This window comes from Candidatus Eisenbacteria bacterium, from assembly GCA_016867495.1.
Taxonomy (GTDB): Bacteria; Eisenbacteria; RBG-16-71-46; order CAIMUX01; family VGJL01; genus VGJL01.
Map to the genome: position 1 here is coordinate 1 of VGJL01000047.1, position 16,053 is coordinate 16,053.

Here is a 16,053-nt window from a genome sequence, read left to right on the forward strand (position 1 = left end):
TCTCCTTGAGCCGATCGGGTATGTTCCACCGGTTGAGCATGAGGAGGCGTACTATCGTCGTCAACAGACTCCAGCCGAATTGGCCGGAGTCACGGAATGAACTCTCCGGAAAACCCGGGGCGGTTCAGTTTCAGGAATTCCTCGTCGCTGATCTCTCGATCCTCATACTCATGGTGATCCACTATCAACCAAGACCCGGATGCTCCGTCGAGCTGATGGAAGGGGCCGACGAGGGGGCAATTCGGCAGGTAGATCCTCCGCACGAACGGCTGCTGTTCTGCCTCCTTCCGAATGAAGCTCTCTCCACGTGAGCCAGGGATGAACCATGGCTGGGATCCGAGGAGCCCGAATTGCACCCCGATGATCCTTGTCGCGAGCTGAACCGCTTCAAGCGCAAGGTCCCTGTCATTCGTATCCGTCACTGGATCGAAGTGAACCGCGCGATGGCGGCGTTGGGCGAGCGCGTTGTAGTCCGTAACTACCTCGGGAAGTAGAACATGCCAGGAGTCGAGGACTGCGGTCGCGAATTCCCAGTCATCGAATGACGACTTCGTATAGACCTTCTTGTACTCAGGAGAAGACCGGAAGTCGTCCCTCAGCACTAAGATGGTCTGATTCAGGATGCGCTCGCCGAGTGCGCACGCACCGACGGGAGCAGGGTAGTATCCTCCGATCACGAACGCCCTTCGGCACTGCTCCAGAAATCGGTTATGAAAGGCTATGATAGAAAACGGCTTTGGCCCGAGGGCTCGGAAGTTAACCAGCTTTGCATCGAACTCGTCCTCTCCGAACTGCGATTGCAGCTGCGTGAGCAACGTTTCCCGATTCTGTCGATGAAGAGCCTTCACGTCATCCTGCCAGGAGTCCTGAATCTCGATCGCCAGTGCATTCGCGCGGAAATCGAAGTCCATCGGGAGCGTGCGATGTCGCTTCATACATGCCCCTGAACGACTGCTACCCTTTTCTTAGGTAGTGCACAAGATCCTCTGACATGCGGTATGCGAATCGAGACTTGACCTCGGATGCAAGTCCTCGATTCACGAGGATCCGGATCTGATTCCAGATCCTGGGATCCTCGTCCGCCGTGAACCTGACGTGTGCGTCTGGCCAGTTGTAGGCATTGGCTTTCGTGTTCAGAACGATAATGTCGCGGATGAGGGGGTTATCCGTGACATGGCCCCGGAGCTCGTCAAGCAAGTCGGGGATCGTTGCCTCCAACTCGGCGACCGATGCAGCTTGCGGGCCCACACTCCCGGTCAAACTGACATGGATGTCTCTGCCTGCGGTCAGGACGGGTGACTGGTCGCCACCACTGGAACCAGAAAGGGCCCGATTCCACTTGCCGATCTGCGCCGTGATCTTGCCGCCAAACAGGGCCTTGACCCATCCGACGATCTTCTCCCACATGCCAGCTTCCTCCCCCCGCTTCCTCGTTCGGTACTGGTCGGTCCGACGGTTCGAACTCCCGCCGGGTAGATGAACGCAATCAGAGAATCCCGTCCAGCCTGACAGCAAGCGCGTCCCGCGGCGGAGGCGACTGTGAGTGTTGCGATAGCAACTCGGGGCACCTTAGCCGGGGCTGCTTACCGGGTCGCAAGGGGCATGCTCCACAAGGGACGCGCGGACATCGCGACCCGGCTCGAATCAGCTTACCCCCAATCAGCGGACCTCACTCCCGATTACTTCAGGTCATCTAGCGCGCGCCGGAGCGTGATTCGGAACAGGATGTCTTGCTGAATGAGTTCATACGTAAAGGCATCCCACTTGCTCGGATCGACAGGAACGCCTGCTTCGCGATCAACATCGACATGATCCCGCACCTTCAGTTGCAGCCGGGCCACAGTCGCGGCGAGATCGGCAATTTGCAGACCGGGCCAGTTCGCTGAATCCTGTCCGTAGTGTTCGACAAGAGAGATACCCTTCTCTCGACAGGCCTTCTCCATCTCACGGCACTTGATATCGTCCCGCGGAACGTTGGAGTCCTCAACGAGCACGATGACGTGCGCATTCCTCTCTGCAATCGCGTAGCGGAGGGCAAAGTGCCTTAGAAACGTTGCGATCGCCAGGCGCGGCCCTTTCTTCTCACCCCAGCGTCCGAGATCTCCGGAGTAACCTGACGCCGCAAGGTGTTCGCGCAGCTTCGCCCGCGTGTCCCTGAAGACCGGATCATCCGGTTCGAGGACTTCGTATAAGAACTCGGCACCCTGTGTTTCTGCGGCTGCCAGTGCACGCCCGAAGAGAGCCGCTCGATCGGGAACGGCGATGCCCTTGAAATGCCCCTCACCGGCCGCGATCTCGTAGCCATGAAGCTCGACCGGCCTGTTCTTCTCCCCTGTTCGAAATCCTTGCTGGATTTCAGCGACAGCAGCGTTGACAGGAGCAATACCGGCTCCGGGAATCAGTGCGGCCAGGAAACCGTGCGCATCACTTTGGCGATACGAGGGCGATTCCCTGCCCTTCCCGTGTTCCCAGTCATCAATGAAGATAGAGTACTCCACCGGGACTCTTGTTCTCCGCGAAAACTCGTTACCCTCTCTCCCGCGCTGATCTACCGGCTCCCTATACTACGCTCGTCGGCCTTGTGGGCACACTCGTATCCGCTCTGCTCCACATCCTGCGGGCCGGGTTCCTCCCCCAGGCCGCCCTCTCCCTGGAGAACGCCGCCTTACGACAGCAACTCGCAGCCTATCAACGGAAAGAGAAGCGAACCCGGCTCAGCAGCCAAGATCGCCTTTTCCGGATCCTCCTCCTCCAGACCGGTGAGGCCAAGCCGCGACCGCCATGCCCCCTCAGCACCTCTCCTGGCTCTCGGAAAGGCCAAAGGCCGTGCTGACGAGTCAGCGAACAGCGGGGTCATCCGCCGATAAGGCGGGCATTGCCCCGAGTTCGGCGAAGACTCGACAGCCATACGCCCGGGCGAACTTGCCGCCTGCTCATGAAGGGCGTAGCAGGAAAGGGAAGCTCGGAGAACGCTCAAGGGATTGATGCCTTGCTGCGCGACGTCTGCGGAGAACAACCCACCTTCCCCGTAGTCGAGCAGATCCTCGCCCACTGCGAAGGATGCTCCCGCTCGTGTTCCAGAACCATCCGCGAGATCCCTTCCCGCACCTCCCGCGCATACCTGCTTGGCCTTCCCATGACGCCACCCTCTCAAGAATTCCACCATGCGGGAACGGCGGGGCGGTTCAGTACCAACACGATCTGACCAGTTGCCGTGGGTTTCACCGTCCTGAAGTCGTCCCCCTCGGGTGTCGCTCGCAGGGCGTGGTCGCAATAGAGGCGGCTATCCAGGACCAGCTCCGAAGATCCGCTCTAACCATAAGTCATGAGATCGGATACAAGACCGAAGTGCAACGAAGTAAAGCTGTGGGACCGTGCGGACACGAGGCGTCCTGCTGGCGTACGGCCACCTACTTGACAAACCTGGCCATCTACTTGTAGAGATTAGGCGTGAGAGCCGAACTCTCCCCCGGGGATCGTGAGAAGCTTGCCCAACAGCTGGGCGGTAGATTCACGCCAGCTGTTCCCATCCAAGGGAAGGCTCTCTTCGCCGGTCGTCGTGAGCAGGTGCGTCGCGCCATCGACGCGATCTTGCAACAGGGTCAACATGCCCTGATTTTCGGTGAACGAGGGGTGGGGAAGACTTCGCTCTCCATGGTCCTGTCTGAGTTCTTGGAATCCGTCGAGACCGTGGTGGCACCACGCGTGAACTGCTCGACGGGTGAGACCTACTCCTCTCTATGGAGGCAGATTTTCGCAGGTATCCGCGTCAGCTCGACAAAGCGACCCGCCGGGTTCGCTCCTGACTCCATCCAGACAATTGAGCGCCTCACAGACAGAATGCCTGATGAGATAGTCCCCGGGCTTGTCCAGGAGACACTTGCCGAGGTCGGAGGTCACTGTGTGCTCATCGTGATCATCGATGAGTACGACAGAATCCAGAATCAGCATGCAAGGCGATGTGTCGCAGACACTGTTAAGGCACTATCCGATAGCTCCACTCGGGCCACGCTCATACTTGTGGGAGTGGCAGATAGCATCGATCAGCTGATTTCGGATCACCAGTCCATTGAACGAGCACTGATACAGATACAGATGCCTCGCATGTCCAAGGATGAGCTACAAGAGATCATCGGCAAGGGGTTTGACGGAACGCCGATCGAGATTTCTGGTGATGCTCGGAACTACATAGTGTCGCTCTCGCAGGGCCTGCCTCATTACACCCACCTGATCGCATTGGCCGCCGCTCGATCCGCACTGGATCAGGGGACTACAAGCGTCGATCTGTCACATGTAGATCTGGCAGTCAGACGGGCGGTTAAGGATGCGCAGCACTCGATTGCCACCGCCTTTCAGGCTGCCGTCTTCAGTCCAAGGGCAGGGACACTTCATCGCGATGTTCTCCTTGCATGTGCCCTGTGTCGACATGATGCGTTCGGCTACTTCAACGCTGGCGAAGTGCGCGGGCCATTGAGTCGGATCATGCACCGCGATTATGATATTCCCGCGTATGCTCGCCATCTGAACCAGTTCTGTGATGCTCCCAGAGGGAGGATTCTGGAGAAGGTGGGGGTTCCTCATCGCTATCGCTTCCGGTTCAGCAATCCACTGATGCAGCCCTATGTGATCATGGACGGTCTGGCCCGAGAACGGCTCACGGAGAAAGAACTCAGGCTCGAGGGGACCTCTGAGCAGACTCTTCTCTAAAGAGGAATCTCCATCCGGTCACGTTTGAGGGAGACCTCTGATCAGCGGCCCTTTGGCGTTCATGGGGAAGCCCTCCCGCGTAGCGTTGCGCCTGTGAGGATCTTCTCGATCCTCCAATTGTGAACTGCACGCCCACGCTTGCGCGCAACCTGGCGGTCGTGAGCACTCCCCACCTCATGGCCTACGACTACGTCACCCTCCAGCAGATGGCCGAGGACGCGGTGCAGGAGCCAGACGTCCTGCAGCTTCTGATCATCGACAAGGAGGGGTTGATCGCGGGGATCACCGGCGAGCGGGAGCGGGTCGGCCGGAGGGCGGAGGACTCGATCAGCCTGCGGGGCCTGGCGGCGAAGGGGGCCTTCTCGGCTCTGGAGAACGATGGCAGGGGCGGCGCGCGTCTGGTCCGGATCGAGCCGGTTCTGGAGTCGGCCGGCGGGAGCCGGTGGGGCACGATTCAAGTCGCCGTCTCGATGGAGCGCGTGCTTGCAGAGGCCCAGATGATCCGCGTCGTGATCCTCCTCTTCGCTCTGCTCGGCTTTGCCTGCGCGTTCGGCGTCTCGCAGCTGATCGCGCGGAGGATCACCCGGCCTCTCACCACTCTGCCCGAGGCCGCCGAAGGGCTGGTTCATGGCGAGTGGAGGCCGTCGCTTGCGATACGGACGGGGGACGAGATCGAGATGCTGGCGGAGCGCTTCGGCCAGACGGCGGAGCGCCTTGATCGCCAGCGGAGCGACCTGATCCGGGCCAGGGATGATCTGCGGGACCTCAACGCTTCGCTCGAAGAGAAAGTGCGTCAGCGAACGCTCCAGCTCGAGGAGTCGCGAGAGAAGTACCGCCTCCTCGTGGAGGCCTCGCCCGACCTATTCTGTCTTCTGCAGGGAGGCCGATTCAAGTTCGTGAACCGAGCCTTCCTCGGGACTTTCGGATACACGGACGAACAGGTCGCCAACGACACCTTCGGACTGGAGCGGGTCGTGCACCCCGACTTCACGAGGATCGCCCTGGACTCGGTGGCGGAGACGGAAAGGAGCGGGAGGCAGATCGACGCCGACTGGGTCGGGATCGGGCGGGGCGGGAAGACGCTCGACTTCCAGGTGAGGGGGCACCGCGTCAGCTATCATGGCGCGGCCGCCGTCGAGCTGCTCTGGATCGACCTCACCGAGCGCAAGCAGATGACCCGGCAGATGGTGCAGGCCGAGCGCCTGAGCGCGATCGGAGAGATGACGGCCATGGTCGCGCACAACTTCAACAACCTCCTGGCGGTCATCCTGGGGCGCACACAGCTTCTGCTGGCGCGGGCTGACTCCGCGGACGTCCGCAAGGGGCTGGAAGTCATCCGCGCCTCGGCGATACAGGGCGGGGAGATCGTGAAGCGGGTGCAGGAGTATGCGGGAAGCACGAACGATCTCCCGTTCCGCGAGGTCAACGCCTCCACCGTCCTGAGGGAGGTCGTCGGCTACCTCGAGAACCTGTGGCGGGTCACGAGGAGCCCGGGCGCAGGGCCGATCCGCGTCGAGGTCCAAGCCGAGGAGGTTCCGACAGTCGACGGCTCGGAGACCCTCATTGCTGAAGTCATGAAGCACCTCCTCCTGAATGCCGCCGACTCGATGCCCGGCGGGGGGACGATCCGGGCCTCGGTCCGCCCTCTGCTGGAGTCGGTCTTGATCCAGATCGAGGACTCGGGCGTCGGCATGACCGCCGAGGTGCGCAAAAGGGCCTTCGATCCCTTCTTCACGACCAAGGGGCCGCAGGCCAGGGGTCTCGGCCTCTCGGTGAGCTACGGGATCGTCCAGCGCCATCGCGGCCGGATCGACGTCTGGGCGCGGGAGGAGGGAGGGACGGTGGCGCAGGTCTATCTTCCGGTCCAGCGCGCCAGTCGGCCGACCCGCGCTCCTCAGGTCGGCCCCGAATTCGTCTTCCGCACGGAGGAACAGGAGACGGCCCGCCGCCTGCTTCAGGGACTGCGCGATCGGACGGCGGAGATCCCGGAGAGGGCCGTGGAGGGGGAAGGCGAGGAGCGCGTCGCCTGATCGCGTAGACTCCCTCCGCCGCTTGCCGGCTCTCGGACCGGATGCTAGCCTACAGCGTGCCTGCGCGACGGTCAGAACATCCCCATGCGCCTCGCGCAATCGCATCCTGCGCCCGCGAGATTGAAGCGCCCCGGAGTCGTCGTGACGCGTGATATCAGCCGCCTTCGCCGGCTGAAGAATGCCCTGGCCGGAGCGCGGCGTCTGCTCGTGCTGACCCACGATCATCCGGATCCGGACGCGATCGCATCGGCTTGGGCGCTCGGCAAGATCGTCCGCGCGATGCCGATCAGGCGCGTCATGCTGGCCTACGGGGGGATCATCGGCCGCAGCGAGAACAGGGCGATGCTCGAGGTCCTGCGGATCCCGATGCGCTCGGCCGCTTCCGTCTCATGGGAGTCGTTCGACGCGCTTGCGCTTGTAGATTCGCAGCCGGGCGCGGGGAACAACAGCCTTCCGCCGGGCCGACTCCCGACGATCGTGTTCGACCATCACCCCTGCGGGCACGGTACGCGAGCCGCCCGGTTCCACGACGTGCGGGAAGGGTACGGGGCGACCGCGACGATTCTCTTCGAGTATCTTCAGGCGGCGGGCATCGAGCCCGACAGGCGCCTGGCGACAGCGATCTTCCACGCCATCCGGTCAGAGACCCAGAATCTGGGAAGAGAGGCGGGGCAGGCCGACGCCCGGGCTTTCCTGTGCTGCTTCCCCCTCGTGGACAACGAGGCGCTCTCGCGAATCGAACACGCCCGCCTGCCGAAGAGCTATTTCGCCATGATCGATCGCGCGATCGATGGGACGACGATTCACGGGGAGGCGGTCGTCACGATCCTGGGCGAGGTCAGGAGCACCGACATGGTCGCTCAGTTCGCCGATCTCATGATCCGCCTCGAGGGGATCGGATGGGTGCTCGCCATCGGGCGCCGCGGCGGCGATCTCCTCCTCTCTGTCCGGACGAACCACAGGAGGAGAAACGCGGGCCGGGTCATCCGCACGATCGTGGGCCCCCAGGGCGTGGCGGGGGGGCACGACATGATCGCAGGCGGCCGGCTCATCGGTCAGGCGGGGACCGAGACGGCGGCGCGGCGGGCCGAGCGGTCGCTCGCCAGACGGTTCCTCAGCATGGTCGGCGCGGCCGGGACGAGGTCATCCCGGCTTGCACGGCTTCAATAGGATTGGGAGTGGCGCCGCCCCCCGGCTCTGATAGGGTAGTCAGCGACGCCAGAACCGGGCGAGGTGAGCATGGACAACCCCGACACCCTTCGCGAGGTCATGAGGAAGGGAGGGCTCCGATGGACCCCCCAACGCCGCGCCATCATCGCGACGCTCTGGCAGAACGTCCGCCATCCCTCCGCCGATGAGATCTTCGCTTCCGCAAAGAGGAGGCACTCGCGAATCTCGCGCGCGACGGTCTACAACACCCTTGAGGCCCTCGTCGGGGCCGGCCAGATCCGGGTCATCCCGGACGCCGGGGGGAGGCGCCGCTATGATCCCAACACCGATCCGCACAGCCATCTGCACTGCGTGATCTGCGGCCTGATCGCCGATCTCCCCGCCGGCGATCTCGCCCCCCCGCCGAAACTGCGGGGAGGAAACGGGCGCGGCTTCAGGGTCCTCGACCAGCGCGTCGAGATCCTGGGGCACTGTCCTCGGTGCGCGGGCAGGAAGGATCGCCTCCGCTGACATCGGCGGCGCCACGCCGGGCCGCGGCAACGGTCCCCGGCGGCCGTTCCCACGGAGCGCGAGGGATCGCGCCTTGACCTCCGACCCGCAATCGAGCCTCTTCTGGAGCGAGGACGACCTCCGCGGCGAGTTCCTCCGAGTCGCGCGACAGTGCGGAGAGTGCCGACGGTGCGAGAACCTCTGCCCACCCTTCCGCGCCCTGAGCGGCGGGCCCGGCGGCCTGGGCGCTCTGAGCGGGCGCGAGCGGATGGCGGAGGAGTTTCTGCGCGCGAGCGATCTCTGCTTCCAGTGCGGGCGGTGTGCCGTCGTCTGCCCGTACGCGCAGGAGGTCGATCCGCGCAGGGCGGTCGACTTCCCGAGGCTTCTCCTGAGGGAGAGGATCGTCCGCGGGCGGGTCCGAGGAGCGCCCCACGGGCGGGGGCTGATCTTCAATCCCGACCTCGCCGGCTCGATCGGCAGCCTGGCCGCTCCCTTCTCCAACTGGATCGGGCGCTCCTCGATCGCGCGCCGGCTCCTGCAGAGGACGACCGGACTCGACCACCGCGCTCCCATGCCCAGCTTTCGTCGCACCACGTTCGATCGGTGGATCCGCAAGAAGGAGCGGCGCCTCCGCAAGATGGCGCGTTCCGGACGGGGGAAGGTGGCCCTCTTCCATTCCTGCTCCGTCAACTACTTCCGCCCCGAGGTCGGACGGAGCGCCGTGTCGCTCCTGGCACGACACGGAATCGAGGTCGTCTCTCCGGATCAACGCTGCTGCGGGCGGGCGCGCCTGGAGGGGGGGCAGCTCCACGAGGCCGTCGAGAGCGCCAAGGAGAATCTCCGGTTGTTGAGGCGCTACGCCGACGATGGATTCGCGATCGTCTCACCCCAGCCGGAGTGCGCGAGGATGATCCGCTCGGAGTACCCGTGGCTCGCGCCGGGCGAGGACGCCGCCAGGGTTTCCGCCGCCACCTGGGAGTTGTGCGACTACCTGCTCGCGATGCACCGCGGCGGGAAGCTGGACCTCGCATCCGCCTCGCGGCAGGGGAGCGTGCTCTATCACGTCTCTTGCCATGCGCGGCCGAGCGGATCGGACCCCGCGGGCCTTCAACTCCTGCGGATGGTGCGGGGCCTTAAGGTGACCCCCCTGGAGGGGTGCTGCGGCATGGGTAGGACCTGGGGATTCGTCGCCGGGCGTTTCAGCGATGCCCTCGAGACGGCCCGCCCGCTCCTGCGCGCGATCGACGACCTCGGGCCCGAGCGGATCGTGTCAGACTGCCTCGCGGCGGGGATGCTGATCTCGGCACGATCGGGAAAGAGAGTGCATCACCCGATCGAGATGCTCTGCGAGGCGCACGGCCACCCGCCGGGCATTGACTGACGGACTCCATCAGGATCCGGGGGAGGGCGCGTGGAGCCGATCCGGCGGTCCGAGATCAAGGACCTTGCGGGCTACGAGAAGGTGCGGGCGGAGATCCGCCGGCGGGCGATCGAGCAACGAGCGGCGAGGCGCGTCGGGCTGGGGAAGAGGCTCTCGGCGGTCTTCGAGAGCCGCGAGGCGCTCGCCTATCAGATCCAGGAAGCGCTCCGCGCGCGGCGCACGGTCGATGAGGGGGAGATCGAGCGCGAGATCGATGCCGTGAACGAGCTGCTGCCGAGGGCGGGAACGCTGGCGGCGACCCTCTTCGTGGAGTTCGCCGACGGCGAGCCCTTCTCGGAGCCTCCGGTTGAGCTCGGGGATCTGAGGGAGAGGGGCGGCGTCTCGATCGAGGTAGGCGGGGCGACGCGCGTCGCCGCCCGCGCCGGCGGCGATCCGGCGGCCGGGGCGCCCTCGTTCGGCCCCGTGCGGCTCTCGTTCGCCTTCACGGCGGAAGCGGCCGCATCGTTCCGGGATGCGTCCCTTCCCGCCGCCCTTGTCGTCGAGCTGCGGGGCTACGGAGCGACAGCGGATCTGAGTCCGGCGGTCCGGACGGCGCTGGCCGGAGATCTCGGCGAGGTATGACCGGGGAAGGGAGCTGCGCGGCCTTGGGTGGATGGGTGGATGCGGTCTATCTGGCTGCGTGGGGCAGTGGTATAATGAATTGGACCTTTTCTTGCGCAAGGGAAGGGCCCTGGTCGTTCGATAAGTGTGCGGCAGCGCGACGGGTGCGGCACGCGCGGAGCGCGGAGCGCGCCATCGGGGGACATCATGATGGGTCATTCGTTGTCGAGGGCGGCCGCGGTCGCCCTTCTGCTCGGTCTGCTCTTTCTATTGCCCGGCAGCGCCTCGGCCTCCTGGATCTCGCTGGGTGGCGCGGAGGGAACGCAGGTCGAAGTGAGGGTCCTGGACTCCTCGCCCGACCGGATCCTTCTCGAGTGCTCGGTTCCCGGCTTCTACGCCGAGCCGATCGAGATCGATGGGCGGACCTACCACCGCATCTCGCTGGCGGGCGAGAGCAACCTGATCGAGAAGGGGCTTCCCGACCTGCCTCATGTCTGCCGGAGCGTGATCATCCCCGATCAGGCGAGGATGGATGTGCGCGTCGTCGACAGCGTCGTCGAGGAGTTCGCGGCCTATCCCGTGGCGCCTTCCAAGGGGAACATCCTTCGAACGGTCAACCCCGCCGATGTCCCGTTCGTGTTCGACGCGTTCTATGAAAGAGACCAATGGTGGCCCGTCGAGTCGGCGCGCGGCGGGGCCCCCTACATCCTGCGCGACTTCCGGGGGCTGACGGTCGAAATCCTGCCTTTCTCGGCCCATGGCGCCGACGGGAGCCTCCGGGTCGCGAGCAGGATGACACTCGAGGTCGCGGCCGCGGGGCTCGATACGAGGAACGCGCTGGTTCGCGGGGCGCCGCCCGAGAAGGTCGTCGCTGAGTTCTCCCGGATCTACGGACGGCACTTCCTCAATTGGGAGACGAGCCGCTACGTCCCGGTGGCCGAGCAGGGCCGGATGGTGGTGATCGTCCACGACGCCTTCCGCGCGGCCATGCTTCCGTTCGTCGAGTGGCGCAATCAGATGGGGATTCCGACGAGCCTGGTGGACATCTCGACGATCGGCAACACGGCGACGCTGATCGACGCCTACATCACCAACCTCTATCAGACGGAGGGGCTCGCCTTCGCCCTCCTGGTGGGGGATGCCGCTCAGATCGCGACCCCGTCGGCGGCCGGTGGGGCCTCCGACCCCAGCTACTCCCTGGCCGCCGGGACGGACAACTATCCCGATCTCTTCGTCGGGCGCTTCTCGGCGGAGACGATCGCCCACGTCGAGACTCAGGTCGCCCGCACGGTGACGTACGAGAAGACGCCGATGGCGGGGGCCGCCTGGTACCACCAGGGAACCGGCATCGCGTCGGACCAGGGTCCGGGGGATGACGGGGAGTACGACTACCAGCACATGAACGTGATCCGGCTGAAGCTCCTCACCTACTCCTACTCGCTCGTGGACCAGATCTACGACCCCAGCGCGACGGCGGCGATGGTGACCAGCGCGCTGAACGCCGGGCGGGGCATCGTGAACTACTGCGGGCACGGGTCGATGACGAGCTGGGGAACGACGGGGTTCTCCAACGCGAACGTCAGCGCCCTCGCGAACGACTGGATGCTCCCCTTCATCTGCAGCGTCGCCTGCGTGAACGGCCAGTTCAATGCGGGGACCTGCTTCGGAGAGGCTTGGCTTCGCTCGACGCGCGCGGGCAACCCGATCGGCGCGGTTGCGACCTACATGTCGTCGATCAACCAGTCGTGGAACCCGCCGATGTGCGGCCAGGACGAGGTGATCGACCTTCTGGTCAATGACGAGATGCGCACCTTCGGGGGGCTCTGTTTCAACGGCTCCTGCCAGATGATGGATGAGTACGGCGCGGACGGCCAGAACATGTTCCTCACCTGGCACATCTTCGGGGATCCCTCGCTCGCGGTGCGCACGGCGACCCCCGCGGCGATGTCGGTGAGCCACGAGGGAGCGATCCTGTTGACGCAGACCGACTACGCGGTGCGCGTCGCCGGCGTGCACGGCGCGCTCTGCGCGCTCTATGCCGACGGAGTCCTCTACGGCTCCGCCTACACCGACGCTCTCGGCGACGCCACGATCCAAATGGCCGACCCGCCCCAGGAGCCGACGACGCTCACCCTGACGGTGACCGCCTACAACAAGATCCCGGTGATCGATCCCGTGGAAGTGCTGCCCTTGAACGGCCCGTACATCGTTCTCGGCGGAACATCGGTCCTGGACGAGGACTCGGGGAACGGCAATGGAGCCTGCGACGCCGGGGAGACCGTCGGGTTGACCCTCACATTGCGCAACGTCGGCATTGAGTCCGCGGACGGCGTGGAGGCGACCCTCTCGACGCTCGATCCGCTCGCGCAGATTCTCGTGCCGCAGCGGAGCTTCGGCAAGATCATGGCCGACTCGAGCGCGACCAACGCGGAGCCTTTCGTGATCGAGGTGAGCGGCGATGCGCCTGATCAGCACCCCGTTCCGATCGCCGTGAATGTACACAGCTTGAACGGCGACTGGAACGCGAGCTTCAACCTCGTCCTCATCGCTCCGGTCCTCGGCGCCGGGCCGATCCTGATCGACGACTCGCTTCCCCCCGGCAACTCCAACGGCAGCGCCGACCCGGGGGAGTCGTTCTACGTCCAGCTGAGACTCGCCAACGGAGGACACGGAGACGCGCGGGGCATGATCGCGACGCTGAGCTGCGCGAGCCCTGACGTGGTCGTGCTGGACGGCGAGGGCGAGTGCCTGCTGGCGGAGGCGGGCTCGATGGGGCTTCTGAGCTCCTACCAGATCGAGATTCTCTCGAGCTGCCCGAGCCCGACGACGCTCCTCCTTCACGTCGAGGTCGCGAGCGAGGCGGGCTACGGGGCCGCCCTCGACTATCCGCTCTCCGTCGGGGCCTGGTCCGATCATGCCGAAACAGATCAGGGCTGGACGCTGGGGCTTTCGGGCGACACGGCTACCGCCGGTCGCTGGGTCCGCGCGGAGCCCGTCGGGACGCAGTACAACGGCCAGCAGGTTCAGCCGGATCTAGACCACACGCCGGATCCTGGGGCTCTCTGCTTCGTGACGGGCAACGGCGCCGTCGGCGGCGCGGCCCCCGATTCGGACGTCGACGGCGGACGGACGACGCTCTTGTCGCCGGTCTTCTCCCTCGGCGGGGCGGTCTCCGCGACGCTGGAGTACTGGCGCTGGTACACGAACAACCTCGGCAACAATCCGGGCCAGGACTACTGGGCGGTCGACGTGACGGCCGATGGGTCGTCCTGGACGCATCTCGAGTACACGACCGCGAGCGCGAACAGCTGGAACCAGTATTCCTTCAATCTGGCCGAGCATGTCGCTCTCACCGACGCCGTCAGGATCCGCTTCATCGCCGAGGATCTCTCTCCCGGCTCTCTCGTCGACGCGGCCGTGGACGACGTCACTCTGACGGTTGTGCGCGCACCCGTGACGGGAGTCGATGGGGCCAATGCGGGCGCGCCTCACGGAACCCTCTCCTTCCGCCCGAACCCGCTGGGCGCGAGCGGCTCGATCATCTACAGCCTGGTTCGCCCGACCACCGTCCGGCTCGCCCTCTACGACGTGGCCGGAAGGCTGGTGCGGACCCTGGTCGACGGCCCCGCCGCCGCAGGAGAGCACACCGTCGGGTTCGATGCGGGCACGGTCCCGTCAGGGATCTATTTCGTCCAGATCGACACGCCGGAGGTGACCCAGTTCAAGCAGGTGACGATCGTTCGTTGATCGCGCCATCGAGGGTCATGAAGATCTGAACCGGGGCGGCTCTCTCTCCATGGGGGGAGCCGCCCGCGCATGGTATGATCGTGGGGGGACCTGTTGTCCCGATCGGCCGCACCCGGCGAGCCTGCAGGCTCGCGAAAGTTCGACAACCTGACGATCTGGCTCCCCGCCCCATCCCGGGGTGGGTGGAAAGGAGCAGGGATGGCATCTTGCCGCCGTCAACTGGTGATCCTCCTGGGGATCCTTGCATTCTGCATCGCAACAGCGCACGCCTTCGCCCCCGTGGAGGAGCGCGCCGATCTGGCGATTACGCGGCCGGGCGCGGAGCGCCCGCCCGTGTGGCGACAGGAGGGGCTGCGCGCCGAGCAGCACCCCGAGGCCGCCCTCTTCGAGGCCCGGGCCGGTTCGGGATGGACTTATAGCTGGAATGCCGTGAACGGGACGCCCCACGCGGTCTATGGCCCGGGTGTCGACCTCTCCACGGGGTTCCTGTCCGGCGAGGCGCAGGCCGAAGATGCGGCGCGGCGCTTCGTCGACCAGCATCGGGACTTGCTGAAGGTCGATCCGGCTCAGATGAAGCTCGTCTCCGTCGTGAACGGCCTCGGAAAGTGGGGGGTCATCTTCCAGCAGGAACATGACGGGATCCCCGTCGAGGACTCGTTCCTGCGGCTTCTGATGACCGAGTCGGGGCGCCTCTACTACTTCGGGTCCGACTGGCATCCCGCGATCGGGATCGCCACGCGTCCTCTCCTGACGGTCGCCGAGGCGGGCCAGTTCGCCTCCAGAGATGTCGGTTTCGTCGCGGGCCGCGATCTGGACGAGGGGGGCGAGCTGTTGATTCTTCCCGTTCCGGAAGGGGAGGGGATGGGATACCGGCTTGTCTGGCGGGTGCGGCATCGTGTGGAGGAGCCGTTCGCGATCTGGGTGTCGCACGTGGACGCGGCGACGGGCGAGGTGGTGTGGCGGTATGACGATGTTTGCTACGCGAACGTGGTGGGGACGACGGCGGGGGACGTGGAGGATTACGGGTACTGTTACGGGGAGCAGGATCGGCGGCTGCCGAACATGCGGGTGGCGGTGACGGGGGGCAACAGCGGCTATTCGGATCTGCAGGGCAACTACGAGATCACGCATTCCGGGACGGCTCCGGTGACGGTGACGGCGCAGCTGGACGGTCGTTGGATCAACGTGAACGATCAGCTGGACGGGGACGGGACGTTCACGGGGACGGCGACGCCTGGCGTGGCGTTCGAGATTCGCTGGACGGATGGGTGGGAGAACGACGCGGCGCGGGCCATCTATCTGCACGGCAATCGGATCCACGACGCGGCGAAGCAGTACGATCCGAGCTGGACATCGCCCGACTACCGGATGTCGGCGACGGCGAACATCGCGAGCACGTGCAACGCCTACTGGGACGGCAGCACGATCAACTTCTATCGGGCCGGGGGCGGATGCGGCAACACGGGTCAGATGGGGGATGTGATCTATCACGAGTACGCGCACGGGATGACGCAGTGGATCTACGGGAACAATCCCTCGGACGTGGGGGAGGGGAACTCGGACACCGCGGCCCTCCTTCTGGATCGCAACTCGATCTGCGGCGAGGGGTTCTATTTAGACCAGTGCGCGAGCGGCATCAGGAACGCGGAGAACACCCTCATTTATCCCGACGATTACCAGTCTGGGCAGATCCACTTCAACGGCCAGTTCGTTTCCGGCTTCTACTGGGACTCGAGGCAGGAGCTGGTGCTGATCTACGGCGAGGAAGGCGTGACGGATGTCCTCTGGCCGATCTGGCACTTCGCCAGGCGGCTGATCCAACCGCTCAGCATGCCGGATCAGATCCTCGCGGCATTCGTCACCGACGATGACGACGGCAATCTGAACAACGGGACGCCTCACTACGACGCCTTCTGCGTCGGAGCCACG

11 protein-coding genes are annotated in these 16,053 nt (G+C 65.0%); 8 read left to right on the top strand and 3 right to left on the bottom strand.

Annotated elements, in window-relative coordinates:
- Window positions 1-89: 89 nt before the first annotated feature.
- The 3 genes from FJY88_06560 to FJY88_06570 all read right to left on the bottom strand — a co-directional run bounded on the left by FJY88_06560 (window position 90) and on the right by FJY88_06570 (window position 2,498).
- The gene (locus FJY88_06560; GenBank protein ID MBM3286996.1) at window positions 90-935 is read right to left on the bottom strand and encodes a hypothetical protein; all 846 of its coding nucleotides are present in this window, start codon (window positions 933-935) and stop codon (window positions 90-92) included.
- A 19-nt stretch (window positions 936-954) separates the two neighbouring features.
- Entirely contained in the window at window positions 955-1,407 is a 453-nt protein-coding gene (locus FJY88_06565; GenBank protein ID MBM3286997.1) for a hypothetical protein, read from the bottom strand.
- 272 nt (window positions 1,408-1,679) lie between these two features.
- Window positions 1,680-2,498, bottom strand: a complete 819-nt coding sequence (locus tag FJY88_06570) for a hypothetical protein (protein ID MBM3286998.1) — start codon at window positions 2,496-2,498, stop codon at window positions 1,680-1,682.
- 952 nt (window positions 2,499-3,450) lie between these two features.
- Here FJY88_06570 and FJY88_06575 point away from each other — a divergent pair.
- From FJY88_06575 to FJY88_06610, 8 genes are all read left to right on the top strand, one after another.
- Window positions 3,451-4,707, top strand: coding sequence for a hypothetical protein (locus FJY88_06575; protein ID MBM3286999.1), 1,257 nt, complete (start codon window positions 3,451-3,453; stop codon window positions 4,705-4,707).
- A 119-nt stretch (window positions 4,708-4,826) separates the two neighbouring features.
- A complete protein-coding gene (locus FJY88_06580; GenBank protein MBM3287000.1) occupies window positions 4,827-6,737 on the top strand; it encodes a PAS domain S-box protein in 1,911 nt (636 codons plus the stop codon).
- An 84-nt stretch (window positions 6,738-6,821) separates the two neighbouring features.
- Window positions 6,822-7,907 carry a phosphoesterase gene (locus FJY88_06585; protein MBM3287001.1) on the top strand — a complete coding sequence of 362 codons (1,086 nt, stop codon included), beginning with the start codon at window positions 6,822-6,824 and terminating at the stop codon, window positions 7,905-7,907.
- 69 nt (window positions 7,908-7,976) lie between these two features.
- A complete protein-coding gene (locus tag FJY88_06590; protein MBM3287002.1) occupies window positions 7,977-8,417 on the top strand; it encodes a transcriptional repressor in 441 nt (146 codons plus the stop codon).
- Window positions 8,418-8,490: 73 nt separating this feature from the next.
- A complete protein-coding gene (locus FJY88_06595; protein ID MBM3287003.1) occupies window positions 8,491-9,777 on the top strand; it encodes a hypothetical protein in 1,287 nt (428 codons plus the stop codon).
- 30 nt (window positions 9,778-9,807) lie between these two features.
- Window positions 9,808-10,398 carry a DUF3501 family protein gene (locus tag FJY88_06600; GenBank protein MBM3287004.1) on the top strand — a complete coding sequence of 197 codons (591 nt, stop codon included), beginning with the start codon at window positions 9,808-9,810 and terminating at the stop codon, window positions 10,396-10,398.
- Between the two features lie 186 nt (window positions 10,399-10,584).
- Complete coding sequence (locus FJY88_06605; protein MBM3287005.1) at window positions 10,585-14,124, top strand: T9SS type A sorting domain-containing protein; 3,540 nt, start codon at window positions 10,585-10,587, stop codon at window positions 14,122-14,124.
- Window positions 14,125-14,322: 198 nt separating this feature from the next.
- On the top strand, window positions 14,323-16,053 hold a 1,731-nt coding region (locus FJY88_06610; protein ID MBM3287006.1), incomplete at its 3' end, for a hypothetical protein.